This is a genomic window from Wolbachia endosymbiont (group A) of Limnophora tigrina, assembly GCF_964263225.1.
GTDB lineage: Bacteria > Pseudomonadota > Alphaproteobacteria > Rickettsiales > Anaplasmataceae > Wolbachia.
The window spans coordinates 730,025-751,743 of sequence record NZ_OZ181654.1 but is presented as its reverse complement, the minus strand read 5'-3'; the positions used below and the strand labels follow the sequence as shown (position 1 = coordinate 751,743).

The 21,719-nt window shown below is 34.7% G+C and carries 21 protein-coding genes, 1 tRNA gene and 2 pseudogenes; 9 read left to right on the top strand and 15 right to left on the bottom strand.

Annotated features, from left to right (window positions below):
- Positions 1-10: 10 nt before the first annotated feature.
- Positions 11-1,393: an IS66 family transposase gene (gene tnpC, locus ACE38P_RS03490; protein ID WP_374699327.1), complete on the top strand. Its 1,383-nt coding sequence runs from the start codon at positions 11-13 to the stop codon at positions 1,391-1,393.
- A gap of 214 nt (positions 1,394-1,607) precedes the next feature.
- On the opposite strand, the gene ACE38P_RS03485 is transcribed toward tnpC (ACE38P_RS03490), so the two are convergent.
- The gene (locus ACE38P_RS03485; RefSeq protein ID WP_374699500.1) at positions 1,608-2,084 is read right to left on the bottom strand and encodes an RDD family protein; all 477 of its coding nucleotides are present in this window, start codon (positions 2,082-2,084) and stop codon (positions 1,608-1,610) included.
- Between the two features lie 137 nt (positions 2,085-2,221).
- Here ACE38P_RS03485 and icd point away from each other — a divergent pair, with 137 nt between their 5' ends.
- The 5 genes from icd (at position 2,222) to rho (ending at position 8,401) form a co-directional block, all read left to right on the top strand.
- Positions 2,222-3,649 carry an isocitrate dehydrogenase gene (gene icd / locus ACE38P_RS03480; RefSeq protein WP_374699499.1) on the top strand — a complete coding sequence of 476 codons (1,428 nt, stop codon included), beginning with the start codon at positions 2,222-2,224 and terminating at the stop codon, positions 3,647-3,649.
- A 66-nt stretch (positions 3,650-3,715) separates the two neighbouring features.
- Positions 3,716-5,017, top strand: a complete 1,302-nt coding sequence (locus ACE38P_RS03475; RefSeq protein ID WP_264730485.1) for a molecular chaperone DnaJ — start codon at positions 3,716-3,718, stop codon at positions 5,015-5,017.
- 21 nt (positions 5,018-5,038) lie between these two features.
- Positions 5,039-5,686: an endonuclease III gene (gene nth, locus ACE38P_RS03470; RefSeq protein WP_010402332.1), complete on the top strand. Its 648-nt coding sequence runs from the start codon at positions 5,039-5,041 to the stop codon at positions 5,684-5,686.
- Positions 5,687-6,194: 508 nt separating this feature from the next.
- The gene (locus tag ACE38P_RS03465; protein ID WP_064086031.1) at positions 6,195-6,800 is read left to right on the top strand and encodes a cell cycle transcriptional regulator TrcR; all 606 of its coding nucleotides are present in this window, start codon (positions 6,195-6,197) and stop codon (positions 6,798-6,800) included.
- A 194-nt stretch (positions 6,801-6,994) separates the two neighbouring features.
- Positions 6,995-8,401 carry a transcription termination factor Rho gene (rho, locus tag ACE38P_RS03460; RefSeq protein WP_264378026.1) on the top strand — a complete coding sequence of 469 codons (1,407 nt, stop codon included), beginning with the start codon at positions 6,995-6,997 and terminating at the stop codon, positions 8,399-8,401.
- A gap of 174 nt (positions 8,402-8,575) precedes the next feature.
- On the opposite strand, the gene tnpC (ACE38P_RS03455) is transcribed toward rho, so the two are convergent.
- The 3 genes from tnpC (ACE38P_RS03455) to rsmA form a co-directional block, all read right to left on the bottom strand.
- Positions 8,576-9,958, bottom strand: coding sequence for an IS66 family transposase (gene tnpC / locus ACE38P_RS03455; RefSeq protein WP_374699286.1), 1,383 nt, complete (start codon positions 9,956-9,958; stop codon positions 8,576-8,578).
- A 140-nt stretch (positions 9,959-10,098) separates the two neighbouring features.
- Positions 10,099-11,586 (bottom strand): IMP dehydrogenase, encoded by a 1,488-nt coding sequence (guaB, locus tag ACE38P_RS03450; protein WP_374699498.1) that lies wholly within the window; start codon positions 11,584-11,586, stop codon positions 10,099-10,101.
- 123 nt (positions 11,587-11,709) lie between these two features.
- A complete protein-coding gene (gene rsmA, locus ACE38P_RS03445) occupies positions 11,710-12,504 on the bottom strand; it encodes a 16S rRNA (adenine(1518)-N(6)/adenine(1519)-N(6))-dimethyltransferase RsmA (protein WP_374699497.1) in 795 nt (264 codons plus the stop codon).
- Positions 12,505-12,581: 77 nt separating this feature from the next.
- Here rsmA and ACE38P_RS03440 point away from each other — a divergent pair.
- Together ACE38P_RS03440 and ACE38P_RS03435 are read left to right on the top strand one after the other, a co-directional pair.
- Positions 12,582-12,654: transfer RNA gene (locus ACE38P_RS03440), tRNA-Thr, on the top strand.
- A gap of 24 nt (positions 12,655-12,678) precedes the next feature.
- Entirely contained in the window at positions 12,679-13,389 is a 711-nt protein-coding gene (locus ACE38P_RS03435; RefSeq protein ID WP_374699496.1) for a triosephosphate isomerase, read from the top strand.
- Here the strand turns inward: ACE38P_RS03435 and ACE38P_RS03430 are convergent.
- The 5 genes and pseudogenes from ACE38P_RS03430 to ACE38P_RS03410 form a co-directional block, all read right to left on the bottom strand.
- Positions 13,327-15,018, bottom strand: a complete 1,692-nt coding sequence (locus ACE38P_RS03430; RefSeq protein ID WP_374699495.1) for a recombinase family protein — start codon at positions 15,016-15,018, stop codon at positions 13,327-13,329. The genes ACE38P_RS03435 and ACE38P_RS03430 overlap by 63 nt on opposite strands.
- Entirely contained in the window at positions 14,927-15,202 is a 276-nt protein-coding gene (locus tag ACE38P_RS03425; RefSeq protein ID WP_017532679.1) for a hypothetical protein, read from the bottom strand. The genes ACE38P_RS03430 and ACE38P_RS03425 overlap by 92 nt, the downstream gene beginning before the upstream one ends.
- 98 nt (positions 15,203-15,300) lie before the next feature.
- Positions 15,301-15,771 (bottom strand): ankyrin repeat domain-containing protein, encoded by a 471-nt coding sequence (locus ACE38P_RS03420; protein ID WP_015588273.1) that lies wholly within the window; start codon positions 15,769-15,771, stop codon positions 15,301-15,303.
- A 38-nt stretch (positions 15,772-15,809) separates the two neighbouring features.
- Positions 15,810-16,520: an ankyrin repeat domain-containing protein gene (locus ACE38P_RS03415; protein ID WP_015588992.1), complete on the bottom strand. Its 711-nt coding sequence runs from the start codon at positions 16,518-16,520 to the stop codon at positions 15,810-15,812.
- Between the two features lie 168 nt (positions 16,521-16,688).
- Positions 16,689-17,114 (bottom strand): annotated as a pseudogene (locus ACE38P_RS03410) (phage tail protein); the annotation flags it as partial.
- Between the two features lie 59 nt (positions 17,115-17,173).
- On the opposite strand from ACE38P_RS03410, the gene ACE38P_RS03405 reads away from it, so the two are divergent.
- Positions 17,174-18,631 carry an IS4 family transposase gene (locus ACE38P_RS03405; protein ID WP_374699293.1) on the top strand — a complete coding sequence of 486 codons (1,458 nt, stop codon included), beginning with the start codon at positions 17,174-17,176 and terminating at the stop codon, positions 18,629-18,631.
- Between the two features lie 7 nt (positions 18,632-18,638).
- On the opposite strand, the pseudogene ACE38P_RS03400 reads toward ACE38P_RS03405, so the two are convergent.
- From ACE38P_RS03400 to ACE38P_RS03375, 6 genes and pseudogenes are all read right to left on the bottom strand, one after another.
- Positions 18,639-19,385 (bottom strand): annotated as a pseudogene (locus ACE38P_RS03400) (phage tail protein); the annotation flags it as partial.
- Positions 19,385-20,185 (bottom strand): baseplate J/gp47 family protein, encoded by an 801-nt coding sequence (locus tag ACE38P_RS03395; RefSeq protein ID WP_138344570.1) that lies wholly within the window; start codon positions 20,183-20,185, stop codon positions 19,385-19,387. The gene ACE38P_RS03395 and the pseudogene ACE38P_RS03400, both read right to left, overlap by 1 nt.
- A gap of 2 nt (positions 20,186-20,187) precedes the next feature.
- Positions 20,188-20,523 carry a GPW/gp25 family protein gene (locus ACE38P_RS03390; RefSeq protein WP_015588269.1) on the bottom strand — a complete coding sequence of 112 codons (336 nt, stop codon included), beginning with the start codon at positions 20,521-20,523 and terminating at the stop codon, positions 20,188-20,190.
- 2 nt (positions 20,524-20,525) lie between these two features.
- Entirely contained in the window at positions 20,526-20,780 is a 255-nt protein-coding gene (locus ACE38P_RS03385; protein ID WP_138344571.1) for a PAAR domain-containing protein, read from the bottom strand.
- Positions 20,777-21,241, bottom strand: coding sequence for a phage baseplate assembly protein V (locus ACE38P_RS03380; RefSeq protein WP_138344572.1), 465 nt, complete (start codon positions 21,239-21,241; stop codon positions 20,777-20,779). The genes ACE38P_RS03385 and ACE38P_RS03380 overlap by 4 nt, the downstream gene beginning before the upstream one ends.
- Positions 21,228-21,710: a hypothetical protein gene (locus tag ACE38P_RS03375; protein ID WP_015588266.1), complete on the bottom strand. Its 483-nt coding sequence runs from the start codon at positions 21,708-21,710 to the stop codon at positions 21,228-21,230. Before ACE38P_RS03375 ends, ACE38P_RS03380 begins: the two co-directional genes overlap by 14 nt.
- Between the last annotated feature and the right edge of the window lie 9 nt (positions 21,711-21,719).

Sequence of the window (21,719 nt, the reverse complement as noted above, 5' to 3'; positions counted from 1 at the left end):
ATGAGGTAATATGGTAAACCTTTTAGAACTCTGCAAAAATTTACAGCAAAAAATAGAAAAGTTAGAAGCAAAAATAGAAAGATTGGAAAGAGAGAATGAAAGTTTAAAAGCAGAGCATGAGGCTTTAAAGATAGAGAACGCTGAATTAAAGGAAAGGCTAGGTTTAAATTCAAAAAACTCATCAATTCCCAATTCAAAAGAATTATACAAAATGAAAAAGGAAAAGCCAAAAAGCGAAAGAAAGATTGGTGGTCAAGTTGGGCATAAGGGTAATTATCGTGCTAAAATGGAAGCAGATGAGGTGATAAAGATAGAGTTGTCACCTACTTGCGAATGCGGAGGGAAGATTGCAATATGCGAAAAACCTTATATTCATCAGAAAGTAGATCTTCCGGAGATTAAGGCTTATGTAATGGAATATCAGTTGGAACATGGCCGTTGTCAGAGATGCGGAAAAAGAAGAAGTAGCAAGTTACCAGAGGGTGTTACGCCAGATACATTTGGCCCAAGGGTTAAGTCAGTAGTTGCAGCACTCAGTGGGTTTTATAAAAATTCAAAGCGCGAAGTAGCTAGCATCATAAATGATATCTTCAATTTGAACATAAGCGTCGGTAGCATATCAAATAGTGAACATAGAGTTGCTTCAAAATGCAAAAAAATGTATGAGCAGATCGAACAAGAGATAAGTAGGAGTAAAGTTCTACATATTGATGAAACGAGCCATTATAACAAAGGTAAACTCGCTTGGTGTTGGATGTTTGCAAGCAATACGGCAAGTTTTGTGAAGTTGACAGAGTCAAGGGGAATGAAAGTTTTAAAAAATAGTGTATGCTGCAATCGTAATAGCTTGGTAGTAACCGACAGATATGCAGCATACAACTACTTTGCTAATGAAAGAAGGCAAATCTGTTGGGCACACTTAGCAAGGGATTTTGAAAGATTAGCGCATAGTTGGAAATTTGAAGTTAAAGTTCTGGGCTGTTACTTGAGAAATGTAGCCACTGAGTTATTTGCACTGAAAAAAGCTTTACTAAAAAATGAGATAGATGTTTCAAGATTTATTAGACGTGCCAAGAAATTGCGAAAACGTACAAGGTATTATTTGAAGGAAATATCTCGCTTACCTGAAGCAATTGGAGCGTCTCGAGTTGCAAAGAATATTTTGAAATCTGAAAGAATGATGTGGAAATTTTTAGATGACCCAGAAAATACTCCGCTGACAAATAATCACGCTGAACGGCAAATACGGCATTATGTCGTTTATCGCAAAAATTCATATTTTACACAATCAGAACGAGGAAACTCATTCCTTGAGCAAATAATTTCGTTATACTTAACATGGAAACAGAGGAGGCTAAACCCTTTTCACAATCTTCTATCTATCGTTTCTTAAACCACTCTGCTGAACGGATACCTGCTAATTGCAATGTTCGTACAGATGTGGGTCACGCGCTGGAATAACACCCTTGGTGATAACAACTAAAGAAAAACATCAACTAGGTTTATAGTCTATCACTACTGTTTTTGCAATTTTGTCATTAAGGAACTGTTTATGCTTATCAAATGTTGCAAACAATATGATAATAATTGGTAAAATTATAAATAGACTAGAAATACTCAATTTTTGCAATTTTGTCATTAAGGAACTGTTTATGCTTATCAAATGTTGCAAACAATATGATAATAATTGGTAAAATTATAAATAGACTAGAAATACTCAATATTGTATAAAAAATTATAAAATATAACACTCCAAAAGTTCCTGTTCTGATTATTGTTTGTGTTATAGTGATTTTTTCAAGTGTATTTTTGTCTTTTATATGCATACGAAGCAATAATTGTCCCGGAGTTCCGCCGAATTCTATTATCGTAAATGCATAAAATGCTAATGCCAATATTAGCGCTGTTACATTAAGAATTGTTGCGTTGTCTGAAATTATTTTAACCGCATTGGGTGTTAAAGAACCTAAGGTACATCCAACGTTAAATCCAATAAAATACTTTATCGCCGTTAATAAAATATGATCAAACGCAAATGCAAAAATGCGTCTCGTAACTCTTGCATAGCTTATTTTAGTATCCATACAACCCCACCCGCATTACTAACTGACATAAGAACATGTTATTAAATAACTGTAAATATGTCAACTTGTACAGTACTAGCTGCTTGTGCCACTATATTATTTGAATTAACATTAAATCATTTACAGTTAAGGAAGTTATGTCAACATCAGTCACAGTTGCGTATGGTGATGGTATCGGACCAGAAATTATGGAAGCGGTGCTATCGATATTGCGTGAAGCGAAAGCAAAGATTTCAGTAGATATTATTGAAATAGGAGAGTGTGTTTATAGTAAAGAATGGTCTCACGGCATTTCTCCAAGTGGTTGGGAATCTATTGAAAGGACAAAGATATTACTAAAATCTCCGACGACAACTCCTCAAGGCAAAGGGCACAAAAGCCTAAATGTGGCGCTCAGAAAGAACCTAGGGTTATATGCAAATATCAGATCATGCATTTCATATCATCCTGTTATAGAAAATAAATTCGGTAAGTTTGATATCGTAGTAATACGCGAAAATGAAGAAGATGTTTACACCGGAATAGAGCATAGGCTCACTGGTGACTCGTACCAATGCACTAAAATTATTACTAGATCTGGCTCAGAAAAAATATGCAGGTACGCTTTTGAATATGCGAAAAAACATAACAGAAAGAAAGTAACTTGCCTGACTAAAGACAACATAATGAAAATGACTGACGGCGCTTTTCATGCAGCGTTTGATCGTATTGCAAAAGAATATCCGGATATAAAGGCGGAACATTATATAGTTGATATTGGAATGGCACGTGTTGCCACAGAACCCGAGAATTTCGATGTTATAGTAACTGAAAATCTATATGGCGACATATTATCAGATATAGTGGCACAAACCTCAGGTTCTGTAGGGCTTGCAGGAAGTAGCAATATAGGTAATGAATATGCAATGTTTGAAGCGGTTCACGGCTCTGCTCCTGATATTGCAGGAAAAAACATAGCTAATCCTTCTGGTCTTTTAAATGCTGCAGTGCATATGTTGGTCTATATCGGTCAAGTGAGTACTGCAAGGCTAATTTACAATGCATGGTTAAAAACCTTAGAAGATGGAATACACACTGCTGATTTATATAAGGAGAAAAAGAGCAAGCAGAAAGTTGGGACAAAAGAATTTGCACAAGCTGTTATAGATAATCTAGGAAAGAAACCTGCAACATTACCTGAGCTTATAATTAGCAGTGATTTGGATAGTAAAATAAATAAAGTACAAGACCATTACGAACAAGATTACAAAGTTAAAAAGCTAGTGGGTAGTGATATAGCGCTTGCTTGGGACCAATCCAACAATTTTGATCAAATAGTAAGATTATTTGAATCGAGTAATCTGAAAATGATAGCAATATACTCAAAAGGACTTGCAATTTGGCCAGGAGGCTCAAAATCTTCAAGTGACCAAATAACCTGCAGGTTTATCGCAAATAATGAAAAGCAAGCTATTACAAATATTGATGTGAATAACTTGCTAATCAAACTTGAAGAAAATAGCTTTGACGTGGTAAGAATGGATAAATTGTATTTATATGATGGAAAAGAGGGTTTTTTCTCCTGATTATTGTTTAATGTTTTTGTGTTTGCGTAAAACACTAAATATGATATATTTATGTGAGGAATAGTAATGAGTCAACATTTTAAGTTAACTAATCAGGAGTTTCGTGATAATGCTAATCTGTTCGACATATTAGAAATAGAAGCTAAGCAAGTTGTAGACAAGAATTATGAAGAGCTTAGCGCAATTTTGAAGAAGCAGCATAAGAAGTTAATTCTTGTAAACCATCCTGACAAAGGTGGAGACAAAAATAGATTTGATCAGATTTATAAAGCTTATCAAGAGCTAAAAAAGTACATTGAACCTTTGGAGTCAGGAAATCCTTGTGTTAAAGTCAGTGTTGGTGCTGAAAGTAATGGACGTTTAACGGCAAGAGAGTTTCACTATAGGAGAAAGTTGTTTAACGAGCTAAAAATCAGTGAGGAAGAAGCTGTAGGTAAAGATTTTGATGGGTTGATTGCTATACTAAAAAGAAATGATTGTTCGTTTGGAGAAGACCTAAAAAGCTATAATGAACTTCAGGCTCAAATAGAGAGGATTTTGCTAAATCCAAATTTAGATAATTTTCAGAAGAGTGTACAAAGTGCAAAGTTAATGCAAGAGTTATATCAATATATAGCAAAGCCAAGCATACAATTATTCAATTATATTACTCCTCTAAAAGAAAAGAGAAGCCTAATTGAAGAAGATAAAAAGACATTAGCATTGAAATTTATAGAGCGCAAAAATGCTCTAATGTTAGTACCAAAAATAAGTTTTCTGCCTTTAGCTATATTAACTACAGTTACTATAGGTTGCTATTTTTCATGGTGGATCATAGCATTTAACATCGCTATTAGTAGAGCCTCTGGTTTATTAGTGAATTATTATATGGAAAAGTATAAAAATTCAGAAATTTCTACTGATGAATTCATAAGTAAGATGAGCTATATCGAGCTAAGCAGTAAACTTCTTATCAACTATCCTTTAGCTGCTTTTTCTGTTTATTTAGTTACAATAAATTTCATTGCTAATGGATTAACTGTTGGTGGAGCTGTACTTGGTCCACTATTGTTATTGGCAGTATTAATTGAAGCATTAGCTCCTATTTTCTCAAAAGGCTGTGAAATATATGCTGACAAGCACACAAAAGATTTACTAGAAGAGGATCCAAGAGATAGAGTGCAAAAGGAGACTGATCTGTTAGGACGGTATGATCCACGAAAACTGTTAATGCCAATTATCATGCCTCTTGTTAGAAAATGTTTTGCAGAAGTGGCAAGCGAGTTTGCTGAAAGGAATTTTGATGAGGTAAAAACTGATATGTCTGATGTTAATACTGAAGGACTACCTCATCCTCGAGCAATTGAATTTGCACAGCAAACAGTATAGTATAAGCTTTTAGCTCTATGCATGGACTCAAAAAAAGTAGAATTAATATTTGAAAAATTTCAACAGTCAAATCCTGCGCCAAAAATAGAGCTAAATTATACCAATCATTTTACGTTATTAGTTGCAATAGTTCTGTCAGCGCGGACGACCGATATAAGTGTTAATAAAATTACAAAGGAGCTATTTAGTATCGCTGATACGCCAGAAAAAATGTTGAATCTTGGGCAAAGTGAGCTGAGAAAATGCATAAGCAGTATTGGTTTATATAATTCTAAAGCAAAAAATATAATCGGGCTCAGTAAAATATTGATTGAGCGGTACAATAGCAAAGTGCCTACTAATTTCGATGATTTGGTATCTTTACCAGGGGTTGGGAGAAAGAGCGCTAATGTATTCTTAAATTCAGGGCTTGGTATTCCAACATTGGCAGTTGATACTCACGTTTTTAGAGTGAGCAATAGAGTTGGACTTGTGAAAGAAAAAGATGTACTTAAAACAGAGCAGTCTCTTTTGAATGTAGTGCCAAAAAAATACCTACTTTATGCTCATCATTGGCTAGTTTTGCATGGTAGATATGTTTGCAAAGCGCAAAAACCTTCGTGTGAAACATGCATAATTCATGATTTATGTGAGTTTGAATGTAAGAGGTTAGTATCTCTTCTTTTTTAATTCAAGTAGCTCACAGAGGTGAAAAAGATTACTTTACACATTTTTCCATTTTCCTTATCATAAGACTGAAGGTATTTTATTATCTTCAATCTGTGCAGATTAAACGACAAAAGTATTATACAGTTGGCGTCTTATTTTTAACTTTTTGCACTATGTGCACCTTATGTCTTCACAATATTTCTAGGTTTTTACCTACATAAGCTGAAACGAGCTTATAAAACGTTTAAGACAGTATAGAACGCCAATTTTCAGGATTAGAGAGTAACAACTAGCTAACGTGAGAGATCTTTTGCCTGGTTGGAAAAATGTAGGCGACTTTGGAAAAATTGCGAGCGTAAACTTAATACTAGCCTACAAATTTGCTTTTACCTCTTTCCTCCTCAAAAGATTATGAACAGGTTCTAAGAGATAAGAAATATAAACCAAAAAGCCATTGGATGACAAAGTTAATGCTTTTTTAGTTTTAATGGTTTATATTTTATTTCTATAACAGTAAAGGAATATTAAAATGGGAGATGTTTTTTCGATGTCAATGGAATCTTCTAAAGACAATAAAGATAGAAATGAACAATTTCTCATGCAAGTAGCTGCTTGGTTGGTTGATAACACTAGCTTAACTTTTGATCAAATAGCACAATGTTGCAAGTTATCCCTTGAAAAAGTACAAGACATAGCTGATGAGGAAATAGAAGTTGAAAAGTATGACCCTATTATTTCTGAAATAATTACTGAAAAAGAAATCGATAATTGCAAAAAAAATCCAAATCGTGTACCAAATTTGATTATAAAAAATATGAAAAAAAGGGCAAAGACGATTAGCTTTCTTGCCTTTGCTTCCACAGCAAGGCGTAGAGATAAACCTAATGCGATTTATTATTTGGTAAAAAAATTTCCTATCTTGAACAATAATGTGATAGCTAAGCTAGTTAGTACAACAAATTACACAGTTGAGCAGGTAAGAGATGGATCTCATCATAACATACTCAATATCAAACCTCAAGATCCTGTACTACTTGGTTTATGTAGCCAGGAAAATTTAGAAGCGGAAGTAGAAAAAGCGAAAGTAGAAGAAGAGAAGAAACAAAGATTAAAAAATATAAATAATAGCTATTGATGATTCTCAAATTCTTGTACTTTGTTAATATTAAATTGACTTGACTTGTTAGTTTTTATCAGTATAATATAAGTAAAGTATCTAGTTTAATAATAATTAAGTCTAAATACGCACTAAAAACTAGCTCAGCCTAATTTATTGTTTTATACTCACATTTTAGGTTAGTAAGCATCAATTAAAATTTTTGGAGGATTATGACAACAATCAATGAAGATGTCTTAGCAAAAGGAGAGGTTGTAGGTCAACCTGAAAAAAGCGAACAAATTCATAATGCTGACGCAGTAAAACAAATGACCAGTGAAGGTGCTGAAAAAAACAAGAAAACGTTGGACCTGAGCGAATTGAAAGAGAAAACAGCAGAAGAATTGTTAGAGCTAGCTGAAGAAAGAAAAATTTCAACTAGTGGTAAAGGCAATGGCAGGATGCTAAAACAGGAAATGATATTCAGTTTAATGAAGAAAATGAGTGAAGAAGGAGGCATAACCACAGGAAGTGGAGTAGTGGAAATATTGCCTGATGGTTTTGGTTTCTTACGTTCATCAAGTGCAAATTATGCTCCAAGTACCGATGATGTTTATATTTCCAATGGCCAAATAAAGAAGTTTAATTTACGTACAGGAGATATGGCATGTGGAGAAATAAGGCCACCTGGTGATAAGGAAAGATATTTTACTTTAACTAAGGTTCACAGTATAAACTCTACTGAAATCAGTGAATTAAGAAAGTACGTCCATTTTGATAATTTGCTTCCGCTTTATCCTGAAAAAAGCCTCATCCTTGAAAACAACAGTAGCGGAGATAATAAAAAAGATATAAACATGCGTGCTGTAGATATAGTTACACCTCTTGGAAAAGGACAAAGAGCATTGATAGTTGCTCCACCTCGTACAGGAAAAACGATATTGCTTCAGCAAATGGCTCACTCTATAGCTACAAATCATCCTGAAATAGAACTAATAGTATTACTTATAGATGAAAGACCCGAAGAGGTGACAGATATGATACGCTCTGTAAAGGGTGAAGTGGTAAGCTCTACATTTGATGAACCTGCCTACCGTCATGTCCAACTTGCTGAAATAGTAATAGAAAAAGCTAAAAGAATGGTTGAACACAAAAAAGATGTAGTGATTTTGCTTGATTCTATAACTCGCCTTGCACGTGCTTATAATGCAGTCATTCCTTCGTCTGGAAAGGTTCTAACCGGTGGTGTAGATTCAAATGCGCTGCAAAGACCAAAACGCTTTTTTGGAGCAGCTCGTAATATTGAAAATGGTGGTTCTTTGACAATCATCGCTACAGCCCTTATAGAAACTGGTTCAAAAATGGATGATGTTATTTTTGAAGAGTTTAAAGGCACAGGTAATGCTGAAATTATACTAGATAGAAAACTTGCTGATAAACGTATATTCCCTGCTATTGATATTACAAAATCCGGAACAAGGAAGGAAGAGCTATTAGTTGATAAGGCCATACTAAATAAAATATGGGTATTGCGTAGGATACTTAACCCTATGGGATCTGTTGAAGCAATGGAGTTTTTACGTGACAAATTACTTTTAACAAAGAGCAATGCTGACTTTTTTAACTCCATGAATCACTAAAAGTAAGCCAATTCTGATGGAGCAAAAAAGCAAAGCTCTCTTATAGCTAAAATAATTTGGATTTATCAAAATATATTAAGCTGGCAATCTACCTTAAGTTGCTATTCCAACTTATAGCACTGATTTAGATGACATCTTTTTGACTCTTAATATGTATCCGTTCAGCAGAGTGGTTTAAGAAACGATAGATAGAAGATTGTGAAAAGGGTTTAGCCTCCTCTGTTTCCATGTTAAGTATAACGAAATTATTTGCTCAAGGAATGAGTTTCCTCGTTCTGATTGTGTAAAATATGAATTTTTGCGATAAACGACATAATGCCGTATTTGCCGTTCAGCGTGATTATTTGTCAGCGGAGTATTTTCTGGGTCATCTAAAAATTTCCACATCATTCTTTCAGATTTCAAAATATTCTTTGCAACTCGAGACGCTCCAATTGCTTCAGGTAAGCGAGATATTTCCTTCAAATAATACCTTGTACGTTTTCGCAATTTCTTGGCACGTCTAATAAATCTTGAAACATCTATCTCATTTTTTAGTAAAGCTTTTTTCAGTGCAAATAACTCAGTGGCTACATTTCTCAAGTAACAGCCCAGAACTTTAACTTCAAATTTCCAACTATGCGCTAATCTTTCAAAATCCCTTGCTAAGTGTGCCCAACAGATTTGCCTTCTTTCATCAGCAAAGTAGTTGTATGCTGCATATCTGTCGGTTACTACCAAGCTATTACGATTGCAGCATACACTATTTTTTAAAACTTTCATTCCCCTTGACTCTGTCAACTTCACAAAACTTGCCGTATTGCTTGCAAACATCCAACACCAAGCGAGTTTACCTTTGTTATAATGGCTCGTTTCATCAATATGTAGAACTTTACTCCTACTTATCTCTTGTTCGATCTGCTCATACATTTTTTTGCATTTTGAAGCAACTCTATGTTCACTATTTGATATGCTACCGACGCTTATGTTCAAATTGAAGATATCATTTATGATGCTAGCTACTTCGCGCTTTGAATTTTTATAAAACCCACTGAGTGCTGCAACTACTGACTTAACCCTTGGGCCAAATGTATCTGGCGTAACACCCTCTGGTAACTTGCTACTTCTTCTTTTTCCGCATCTCTGACAACGGCCATGTTCCAACTGATATTCCATTACATAAGCCTTAATCTCCGGAAGATCTACTTTCTGATGAATATAAGGTTTTTCGCATATTGCAATCTTCCCTCCGCATTCGCAAGTAGGTGACAACTCTATCTTTATCACCTCATCTGCTTCCATTTTAGCACGATAATTACCCTTATGCCCAACTTGACCACCAATCTTTCTTTCGCTTTTTGGCTTTTCCTTTTTCATTTTGTATAATTCTTTTGAATTGGGAATTGATGAGTTTTTTGAATTTAAACCTAGCCTTTCCTTTAATTCAGCGTTCTCTATCTTTAAAGCCTCATGCTCTGCTTTTAAACTTTCATTCTCTCTTTCCAATCTTTCTATTTTTGCTTCTAACTTTTCTATTTTTTGCTGTAAATTTTTGCAGAGTTCTAAAAGGTTTACCATATTACCTCATATTTACCCTATGATTATCTTTATTATCTTGCTTTGTCTACCTTATTTTGCCGCTCTGCTGAACGGACACCTTAATATTAATATCAATTGTGTACCAGTGTTGAAATGACCCACTCAAAAGGGGATTGTATTTACTCTGAATCAGATGATAAATTAGATGCTTGGTAAGCGTAATTTGGAGCTTCCTGTGTAATGATTATATCATGAGCATGACTTTCTCTTAACCCTGATGAAGTAATAGTGACAAATTTGCAGTTTTTTTTCATCTCTTCTATATTACGGTTGCCAGTGTAACCCATTGCAGCTTGCAACCCACCAATTAACTGACAGATCACTCCTGAAGCTGGACCTTTAAAAGGAACTCTTGCTTCTACTCCTTGTGGGACTAAATCAAGTTTTGAATCTTGAAAATAACGGCTAGCTGACCCTCGTTTCATTGCACTAATAGATCCCATTCCTCGATATTCCTTATATGCTCTACCCTTATACATGATAATCTCACCTGGGCTTTCCTCAGTGCCAGCAAAGATTGAACCTATCATCACAGTATCAGCACCAGCTGCAATAGCTTTTGCAACATCTCCCGAATATTTTATTCCACCATCAGCAATTAGTCTGACGTTTTTTGTTTTACAAACCTCTGCAACATTCTTGATTGCAGAGAATTGCGGCATACCAACACCTGTAACTATTCTGGTAGTACAAATTGATCCGGGCCCTATTCCAACCTTTACTGCATCAACACCAGCATCAATTAACGCTTCAGCAGCCTCCTTTGTTGTAATATTTCCGCCGATTAATTGCGTATTCGGATACATCTTTTTTATTTCCTTAATGGTGCTGATAACGTTCTCGGAATGACCGTGAGCGGTATCTACAATAACCACATCGACTTCCTCTCCGATCAAAGCTTCACATCTTTCTATACCATCTTTTTTACCAGTACCAATTGCAGCGGCAACTCTGAGTCGACCTTTACTGTCTTTACATGAATTTGGATATCTATTGTATTTTTCGATGTCTTTAACTGTGATTAGACCTATGCAACAAGAATTTTCATCAACAACCAAAAGCTTCTCTATTCTATTTGCATGCAACAATTTCATTGCTGAGGCGCTGTTTACTGCCTGCTCTCGAACTGTTACTAACTTATCTTTTGTCATTACCTCGGAAACTTTTATATTCATGTTCTGGTCTTCAATAAACCTCACATCTCGATTAGTTAAAATTCCCACTAACTTGCGTTGATCAACTACAGGAATGCCGGAATAATTATACTCTCTCATTAATGAAACTGCTTCTGCAACTGTTTTATCTGGGGAAATTGTAATTGGGTTATACACGATCCAGCTTTCATATTTTTTCACCCTTCTTACTTCTAACACTTGTTCATCTATTGATAAATTCTTATGTATGCAACCTATTCCACCATGTTGGGCAATAGCTATTGCAAAGCCTGATTCAGTGACAGTGTCCATTGCAGAGGATATGAGAGGGATATTTAGTTCTATATTATTTGTTAGATAAGTTCTTGTGTCTGCATCACGAGGCAATACATCAGAATAGGCCGGTAAGAGAAGTATATCGTCAAACGAATAACAAGCTTCCATTTTTTTCATATGCTTTATTTAAAGCTTATACGCCAATTAATGAAATTGCAATAGAGCTTTTGCAAAATTAGCCTGGCTCCAGCTATTTTTAGATCGAAATAGGATAGAAGAGGAATGTAGCTCCTAATATATTTATCGCAAAATTACATTATTTGCTAGCAAACAGAACTGCTCAATAGTTAAGCTTTCTGGACGTTCGTTTCCACTCAGTTTAGCATTCTCAAGAATAGTTGAGACATCACTAGTTATACTTTGCAAGCTATTTCTCAGCATCTTTCTTCTTTGAGCGAACACAGCACGTGTTAGCTTTGTTAAGGTTTCTAAATTTACTGTAAATCTTGGAGTGGGTAAAGGTTTTACTGTAATTACTGAAGAATATACTTTTGGTCTTGGAAAAAATTCCTTAGGTTCAATATCAAATTCCTTTTTTATGTCGCATAGTAACTGGCTTAGCACTGATAGGGAACCATAATCTTTAGAATTAGGTTCTGCTGTAATACGCTCTGCTACCTCCTTTTGGAACATTAACGTCAAATTCGTAAAAAATTTTATATTATTTAACCACTTTAAAAATAACGCTACTGAGATATTGTAAGGCAAGTTAGCAATGACTTTGACTGGACATTCTACCAGCTCTTTTTCTACAACATTAAGTGCATCTGCTTCTATAATTCTATATTTTCCCTGATGCTCATTTAGCAATTGTTCGTGATGTTTCACTAAACTACTATCTTTTTCTATAGAAAGTAGAAACTTTGGATTATATGCCAATATTTCTCTTGTTAACGCACCATACCCAGGACCAATTTCAATAACATTAAAATCTTTCAGGCTACCAGCTAAGGCAACTATTCTTTTTATTATCTCATTCGATAAAATAAAATTTTGCCCTAGACTCTTTTTTGGCTTCAGTAAAAATTTTTTCATATGATCTTAGTATGCAGTATTTTAAAAATTAGTTGACGAAAATTCATCAATAATTGTATATTGTCAGTGTATTTAATGCCGGCTTAGCTCAATTGGTAGAGCAACTGACTTGTAATCAGTAGGTTGTCAGTTCAAGTCCGACAGCCGGCACTCTCATTCATATAAGAAAAATTGATGTCTTTTTTAATAGTAGCAAATTGGAAAATGAATGGAACACGTTCTTCATTTGTTAACTTTATAGGCAAACTTAACAACAAGAGCAACGAAATTACCTCTAAATTAGTAATTTGCCCTCCTTTTACATCATTTCCAAGCAGTATAGAGTTGAACAATAATATTAAAATAGGAGGACAGAATTGCCATCATAAAGAGTTCGGTTCTTACACAGGTGAAATTAGTGCAGGAATGTTGAAGGAACTAGGATGTAGTTACGTAATACTTGGACATTCTGAAAGGGCTCATGAAAAAGATAGTGAAATAAAACTTAAATCGAAAACAGCAATAGAATCAGGCTTACACCCAATCATCTGTGTAGGTGAAAACTCAGAAGATTATAAAAATAAAAAAACAAAAGAAGTAATAGAATATCAATGCAAAAACCGTTTGCCAACACATGGTGAATATACCATAGCATACGAACCGATATGGGCAATAGGAACAGGAAATGTGCCAAATAATGGCGCAATTGCCGAGGTGATAGAGATAATAAAATTATGTACTGGTAAAAAACACATTATATATGGTGGTTCAGTCAGCTCAGAAAATATAGAAAACTTGCTCAGTATTCCAAATTTATTAGGAGTTTTGATTGGTAGTGCAAGCTTAGATTTTGATCACTTTTATCAAATTATACAACAAGTCGAGAAAAAATTTTCTCTTAATTAATTCTAAAGGATAAACACTCTTATTGTCATGACGTCCAGTACAATGTTGCAAATTAAAAATCTCTCCATCCTGTGCTGGTTCTTCTATTCTAAACGCCACTTCTACCTGGTCATAACCAATCTGAATTCGTTCTACTAATGCTTTAATGATGCCACGCTTAGTTTGCCAATCTAGCTGTTCCAAATTAGATTTTACACTGGAATAAAGACTCTTTATACTGTTGATGATAAGGTTCATTCCCTTCTCTATCGCTTTTTGATCAACTACCTTTTTCTTCTCTTCTTCTATCCCTCTTAAGCGTTCCCTCATTCTTTTCATCGTCTGTTTAAATTCTTCCTCACTTATATATCCTTTATCTCCTACATTTTCTTGACTATAATAGTCTTCCATTAACTTTTCGATGCCTTGTTTTATTTGATTTTCTCTTCTTGCAAGCTTCTTATCTGATGATTCATCATTTTTATTTTCTGCAATTCTACGGTGATACTCATTTTTTATTATCTCTGGGTTTTTTAGTAAATTTTTCACCTTTTCCCATATAGCTGTTTCTAACATATCTGTACGGACCAATTTATTAGTACACTTCTCCCTACCATCAGTAATACGTATAGTACTACTACAGCGATAATAGCTAAACTTTTTTCCCTCAACTCCACATTGTGCACCACTATACGCATATCCACAGTTTTGACACACAACTAGACCTTGTAATAGGTATTTCTTTTTTCCTCCCTCTCTCTGCATCCTTGCTCTTTTTCTATTTTCATCCAGTTGCTTTTGTACTTTATTAAATAACCCTTCATCAACTATTTTTGGTACTGGTATATAAATCCAGCTGTCCTCATCTGTGCGACAGATAGAAACCTTTTGTTTATTTCTTTCTCTTTTTTCAACCCTCTTTAATTTACCAAACGCTGCTTGTCCTTTATATGCTGGATTTCTTAACACCTTCCAAATTATTATTGGACACCACACCTTCTTTCCAGTTCTTGTTCTAATTGACTTATCTCTTAGTCTACGTATCACTTCCCTTATACTTATTCTCTCTTGCCCTACCCACATGAATATCTGCTTTACTATTTTTGCTTCCTCTTCATTTATTTCAAACTTTGTCTTTTCTCTATCTACATGCTTTATACGATTATAACCAAAAGGTGCAATGCCAATTACACTTACACAGCCTTTTTTTGCTCTATGGAGTTTTCCCCTACGACTACGTTCCATAATCTTTGTACACTCATATTCTGCCACTAATCCTTGCATTCCCAATAACAATTTAGACTCTGGATTATTTTCAGTCTTATGATTTAAGAATATTACTTCTACTCCTGCTTTTTCAAATTCATCAAGTAGTATCATTTGATGTGCAGATTTTCTTGATAGTCGGTCAGGTGAATGAATATAAATTTTATCAATTTGATCTTCTCCTACTTTATCACGTAATGCATCTAAACCTTCACGTTCTAAACTCCACCCACTAAGCCCATCATCCTTAAATTCATACTCATTCAATAACTCATGCTTATCTGCAGCAATTCTATGCTTGAGCTCGGCAATTTGACTCTCTATTGTATTGTTCTGCGCTTGACTCTTCGATGAAACTCTTGCATATAAGGCCACTGTTATCATTTTTCTTTATCTCCTTTTCATTGTTTCTTTTTACCGCATACCTTAGTAACAGCTCATAGGCGTCTGCTAGATGTTGTTCCGCTAATTCATCTGGCTCGTATCGGCAAGTTAATGTTCTTTTTCTCATAGTTTCTCCTGCAAATGTTTTTGTAGTGCAAGGAGCCTTACCACTCCTTTTTTCCATCAATCCATTTACTCTTATGAAAAAGACCAACTTTTATCAGCTACAGCCTTCAAATTTGCTTCCTTTACCAACTGCTGTTGCGCTTTCTGATACGACTCTTATTTTTTTAACAAACTTTCCATTTTCTCTGTTTCTTTCTTTAATACCTCGGCTATTTCTTTGCTATTTTTCGCATAATCCATCGCTATCATTCCAAATTTATCCGCTTGCTCTATTTCTCCTCCAGCTTTTACCAGCTCCTCCACTATTTCTTTTTCACCTACCATGCACGCAAGGTGTAGAGGTATGCATTTATTTCCATATTCCTCAGCATTTACGTCTGCTCCTGATTTTATCAATTCCCTCACGATTTCTAGACGTTTCTCCGTTACCGCTAGGTGCAGTGCTGTGTATCCTTTCACATCTGCTGCATTCACATTCACTCCTTTTTCAACTAATAACTTCACTGTTTTTGCGTCTACTGCATAATGCAGAGCTGTTCTTTCCTTCTTGTCTCTTTCATAAATATTTTCATATGAGTTCTCTAATAATTCTTTTGCTGACTTATTAAATTTGCCAAGCTTTAACATAATCCACCTCACCTTTTCTTTAAATTTAAATCCCTCTTTTAAACCTTCCTTTTCGCTACCTCATCTATCATTTCGTTCACTTGGCTCATTATTTTGCTTGCTAAATTTTTACATTCTTCCTTTATCAGTGATTTGTCTCTCTTCCTTATTTCTTCTATCTCTATTATTTTTAACTCCGGCAAATAACTCCCATTCAACATGTCTGCTATTTCTCCCACTAGCCTCTCTATTCCATAGCATGTCAGTTCTCTATTTTTTATTACTCCTCCTTTTTCTCTCAAAAATTTGCTTGCCTTTTCACTTTCTTTGCTATCACACAGAGAATACTTTTCACTTTCCCAGATGTAATACATTGGTGTTGCACCATATTTATTCAGTTGATTAACTTCAGCTCCCGCTTTTACTAGCTCTTTTATTATTTCAACTCCTGCTCCTCCTATTTTGCATGCAGAGTGCAATGGCGTACATCCACTGACATATTGAGTGGAATTTACTTCTGCTCCTTCCCTTAGCAGCACTTTTACATTTTCTAAGCTTTTTGCAAATACTGCACAGTGTAGTGGTGTATAACCATTTTTATCTCTTGCATTTACCTCTGCCCCTTTTTTTATTAATAACCTCACTGTTGTGTAATCGGAGATTTCTACTGCTTGATGCAAGATCGTCTCTCCTTCTTCATTTCTTTTATTAATGTTTTTAAACCCGTTACTTGATACTTCTTTAAAAAACTTACTCTTGCTAAAACTCATTTCATACCTCACAAAATTAGCTTTTCTAGCGCCAGACAAATTTCTTATATTTACCTGCTGCTATTCAAGTCATGTCCTTTTTAGCATGAGAAAGCAAGTCCTTTTCTTTTTATTTCATACACTTTTACCTATTATTAATATAATATATGAGGACCTAAATATAAGTGCTTAACTTATTAGAGATATTATTCGACTATCTTTCCAACTTCTGTGCAAATGTCGATGTTCGTGCCACTTCAGTACTCCCGGGTAAAATACTAAAATGTGCTTTTCTAATTCGTGTATTGAGTCTTTTTGCTCTGAATCTAAATCGTTTTTATAGTAAACGTTGTGTTCTGCTAAAACATATTTTCTGACCTTCTGATCTGTATAATTTTCTACTTTATAGTTGTGAGTAACGCTAAATCTTTCTAAAATTGGCTTGTGTTTTAAATTCCAATATTGCCCTGAAAGTTTATCGCTTCCCAATACAAATTTATTTCCTCTTTCTTCTACGCTACTAACTGGAAAGCACGTATTTATGTCTCCTAAATCCCAACTGTCTGATAATACTATCTGCGCTTTTGCAAATTTAATCGATGGTAATAAACTCTCACTTTTACCCACAAATAAAAAAGTGAGTAAAATGGATACCAAATAAATTTGGGATTAAAATGAGTGAAGTAAGTACAAATGTGCAATATACTGATGGCTTAGGGGATAAATGGCTGGAAAGAGAGTTAAAACACGTTAATTTAGGAGATACAAGACTTAATAAGAGACTTATTAAAACAGGCTATTGTATAGAGGGTAAGGCGTCTGGATCAATTAATCAAAGCTGTAGTGGATGGAAAGAAGCTAAGGGTGCATACAGATTATTTAGCAATGAAAAGCTTAAGGATAAGGAAATTTATTCTTCCCATTACAAAGAAACTATGGAGAGAATGAAAGGAAATCAGTTTGTTTTTTCAGTTCAAGATACAAGTTATTTGGATTTTGACTCTCATATAAAAACTAAGAGGCTAGGTAGTATTTCTAAAGCTTATACGAAGCATAAAATGGGTTTACTGTTGCACAGTGCCTTAATAGTCAGCAAAGACGGATTGCCTTTAGGTCTATCTTCTCAACAATGTTGGGCACGTTCTATTAGGGAAAAAGAAACGTCACAAGAAAAAGCAAACAGGAAATACCGTACCTCCATAGAAGAAAAAGAAAGTTATAAGTGGATAACAGCTCTCAAAGAAAGCATAAACAACCTTCCTGCAAATGTACAACTTGTTACCCTTGGTGATAGAGAGGCAGATATCTTCAAATTTTTATGGATCACTGAGACATTAGGTAGTTTTTATGTAATCCGTAATCGAACTAATAGAAGATTTATCTGTACTGAAATTGGAAAAACAGATTTGCAAACACGCATCACTCAACTGCCAGTAAAGAAGAAAATTTCTCTAGAAGTTAATAAAGGTGGAAACCAAAGATCAAGGAAAGCTAATATTGAAGTTAAGTATATGAAAGGCTATATACCTATCAGATCTTCTTCAATTTATGGATCAAAAGACACAGTGCATAAAATAAGTGATAAAATCCCTGTATATGTGGTAAGTGCAAAAGAAACAAATCCTCCTGAAGGATTGGAAGCTATTGATTGGACTTTGCTGACTAATGTACCAGTTAATAGCACTTTAGATGCTATAGAAAGGATAAATTGGTATAAGCTAAGATGGAAAATTGAGGAGTATTTCAGGGTTTTAAAATCAGGATGTAAAATAGAAAGCTCTCGTTTAACTACAAAGGAAAGGCTACAGAAATTAATTGCTATAAAGAGCATTATTGCATTTAAAATTTTATATTTAACAAAAGTCGCTTTATCAAATCCCATGGAAACCTGTACTAAAATTTTAAGCAACGAAGAGTGGAAGGCCCTTTTCATACGTGAGCATAAAGTAGCTACATTGCCAGAAGAACCTCCAAACATAAAACAAGCTATTATTTGGTTAGGAAAATTAGGTGGATTTATGAATAGAAAAAGTGATAATTTACCAGGGGCTATGACTCTATGGCGGGGCTATGAAAATCTTAAGGAGAGCATAGTTATGCTTCACATCATGACCTCTCAAAATTGTGGGTAAAAGTGAGTAATAAACTCTGTGGTAATGGATATAGTGCTTTTAAGTTGTACCACAAATGATTTCTTTCATAAATACCGTTATAATTCTTTGTGTGAGGCTCTGTTTTTCCAAGGATTGCTACATCTAGGCGATATATATCATTGCTTAAAGCTCGTTCATAATGATCGCGTAGATAGTTTTCTATAATCCTAATAACTGGACCACTAGACCTGAAAAAATTTACTCTTCCAAATGATAACACTGGTCCATCTTTTTCTATTTTTACCCCTGAATAATCAGAAAGAAGATCTCCAAATAAACTCTCATCCAATATAAATCTCTGCACATTATAATAATCGTTAAAAATCCTCATCAACCTCGATCTTACAGGCAGTGATAGTTTTGCCAGCTCTACTACTGCATCTACGAAGAAGTCATTTGGTACCTCTTTTATCCCTACTTGCAACTCAAAAAAGTGTTTACCGGGTGGTTCTTCGATGATTGTAATGTCTTCTATATTTGCCCACTTGAGTGCTATTTTAAGTGATTTAGGTGTTCCTCGCAGTCTTTGAAATTTTACTCCTTCTACTACTGCTTTTCTTCTATCTTTTACCCAGCGTAGTATTTCTTCTAAACCATATTCTTCTATTATCCACGGCAATGTTTCTTCTTCCAATCTAAATTTAAATCCTCTAATACAGCTTGGATCAACCTTATAATCTATCGCATCTACTAGCGCTTTTTCCTGTTTTGTTGCATTTGGTGGCAATAACATTAATTCAACTCAATCTTTAAATTTTTCAAATTTGCAGATTCATTTCCCAGAACCACAACATCCTCTCTTGGCTCGATCAATTCCACATTTTCTACACCATCTACAAATAGATTCGCTACTATCCATGATCTTGTTACACTCCACCCTAATCTTTTTGCTAATTCAAACTTCTTAATAAACTGCTTCTTGATTTCTTCCTCTGATATTACAGGACTCATGCTCATTCTGCTGTGAATATCTATTTCCGTAATATTGCAACCAATTACTGTTATCGTATCTGTTAAAACCCTTATATCATCTCTAGTAACCTGCTTTTTTACAATTTCTAGTAGTTCTTCTGACACTATGCCAGTTGTGGATAATTGTGTTGATAAGATTGAAATTTGTACTTTCCCTGGTATAGGTGATTCTACTAATGCATCTTTTACTCTACTATCTGCTGACAGTGCCTGATAACGATAATACTCTTTACTTCCTCCTGTACTCCAGCCTTTTATTTTTGCTTTTATTCTTTTTCTAAATCGTTCGTCCTCTTCTTCTTTTTCTCTCTCTACTCCATAAAATTCAGCTAAATTACCAAGATCTTCTCCCGTTGCAAATTTTAGTAAATTACTTTTTACAGCTTCATTTATTCTTTCTCTGAGTAACAACTCTCTCCATGCTGCCACCTCCAGAATCTTTATCGCTGGATCACTTTCAACTAATGCTGTAAAACTTGTGTCTCGATTTACTAACTCTTCTTTCATTCTCGAAAATATTTCCTCATAGCTTAGTTTTTCAATAATATTAGATGTTTGCATTTCTAAACAACTACTCCACTAATATTTATGAACTTGCCTTCTGAAAGATACATACCTTCAAGTACAAGAGTCATTTTTCCTTCTTTAGCTTCAGCAATCTTTACTTTTTCTAACTTAAATCTCTTCTCAAATTTCCCCAGTGCTTCTGCTGTTGCTGCATAGATCTTCAAAGTAAAATCTCTACTGATTGGTTTATCCACTAATTCAAATAATCTTGAGCCATAATCTCTCCTCATTATTCTACTGTTAATAGGAGTGGTCAGTATATCAATTATCGACTGCTTTAAGTGCTCTATTCCTTCTAACGTTTTTCCTGTTTTAGCATCCATACCCTTCATTTCTATTTTGCAAAGACGCTTTCACTGCCTTTTATTACTTTAAACCCACATGAAACTATATCTCCTACTCTTCCTACACCAAGACCATTTGCAAACACTGTTTTTGATCCTTCAGTTAATGCTCTTTCTTCACTAAAACTGTCTCCTTGTCTACACATTGACTTACCGTTTACAAAAACATTATTACTTCCGCTAATGCAGAAATGTGGTATAGCTTCTCCACAGTAGTCTCCTAACCTCACTATTCCTTTGTTCAATTTAAGTCGATCCTTTCTGCTTTCAGTTTTATTCCACTTTTTGTCATTTCTATGCTCGATTCCCCAGCTTTCAGTGTTATTTTATCTACTACTTCAATCTCTAAATGATGTTTTTCCTTATCATATAACAATCTTGTTCCATCTTGAAACTTCACACTATTTATTTCTTTTTTATTCTCTGGTGCAGGGTATTTTTCCTGATATATTCCTTCTAATACCACTCCTAATGATAGTTCACCAAGAGGAGAAAATATCATAACCTGTTCATCAATATCTGGCGGAGACCAATCTCTATCTTTTCCTGCTTTACTTGTTATCCACGGTAAATAATCTGTTAAAAATTCTCCTATTTTCACTCTTACTTTTGCTTTTTCATAATCTATTTCTTTTACAATTCCTATACGAATAACGTTTGCTAGCTTCCTATTCAGCTCTGAAATCGCAAAACTATGATCCAACATTTATATTTCCTACGTTTATTGTATGTGGTTTAATTTTCCCCTCTTCCCATACTGATTTACCTAAATGAAGTTGATGACTCCAATCAACCATCCACACTAAATATGCATCGAGCTCTGGCCTAAATCCGTCAATTTCCGCAGAGATAAATTCTCCTGGTGAAACATTTTCCACATTCCAAGTATTTTTATTTACTACTCTCGCAACCTCAGCAGCTAATGTTCTAACAACTACCGAGGAATCCTCTACTGTTCCATCAACTACAATCCTCGCCTCAAACCTGGCTTTCAATGCTAATTCATCAGTACCTGCATCTTTACCTGGTTCTAAACTTGTTAGTTCTACAAACACCGCTGGCGCTACTAATTCTTTCCTTATTGCTGGATAAATTTCACATGTCTGTATAGCCAGTATTTCTTCCTTCAGTGTGCTGCAAATTGCTTTATGTAAATCTTTCCAGAACTTTGTCATGCATATAAT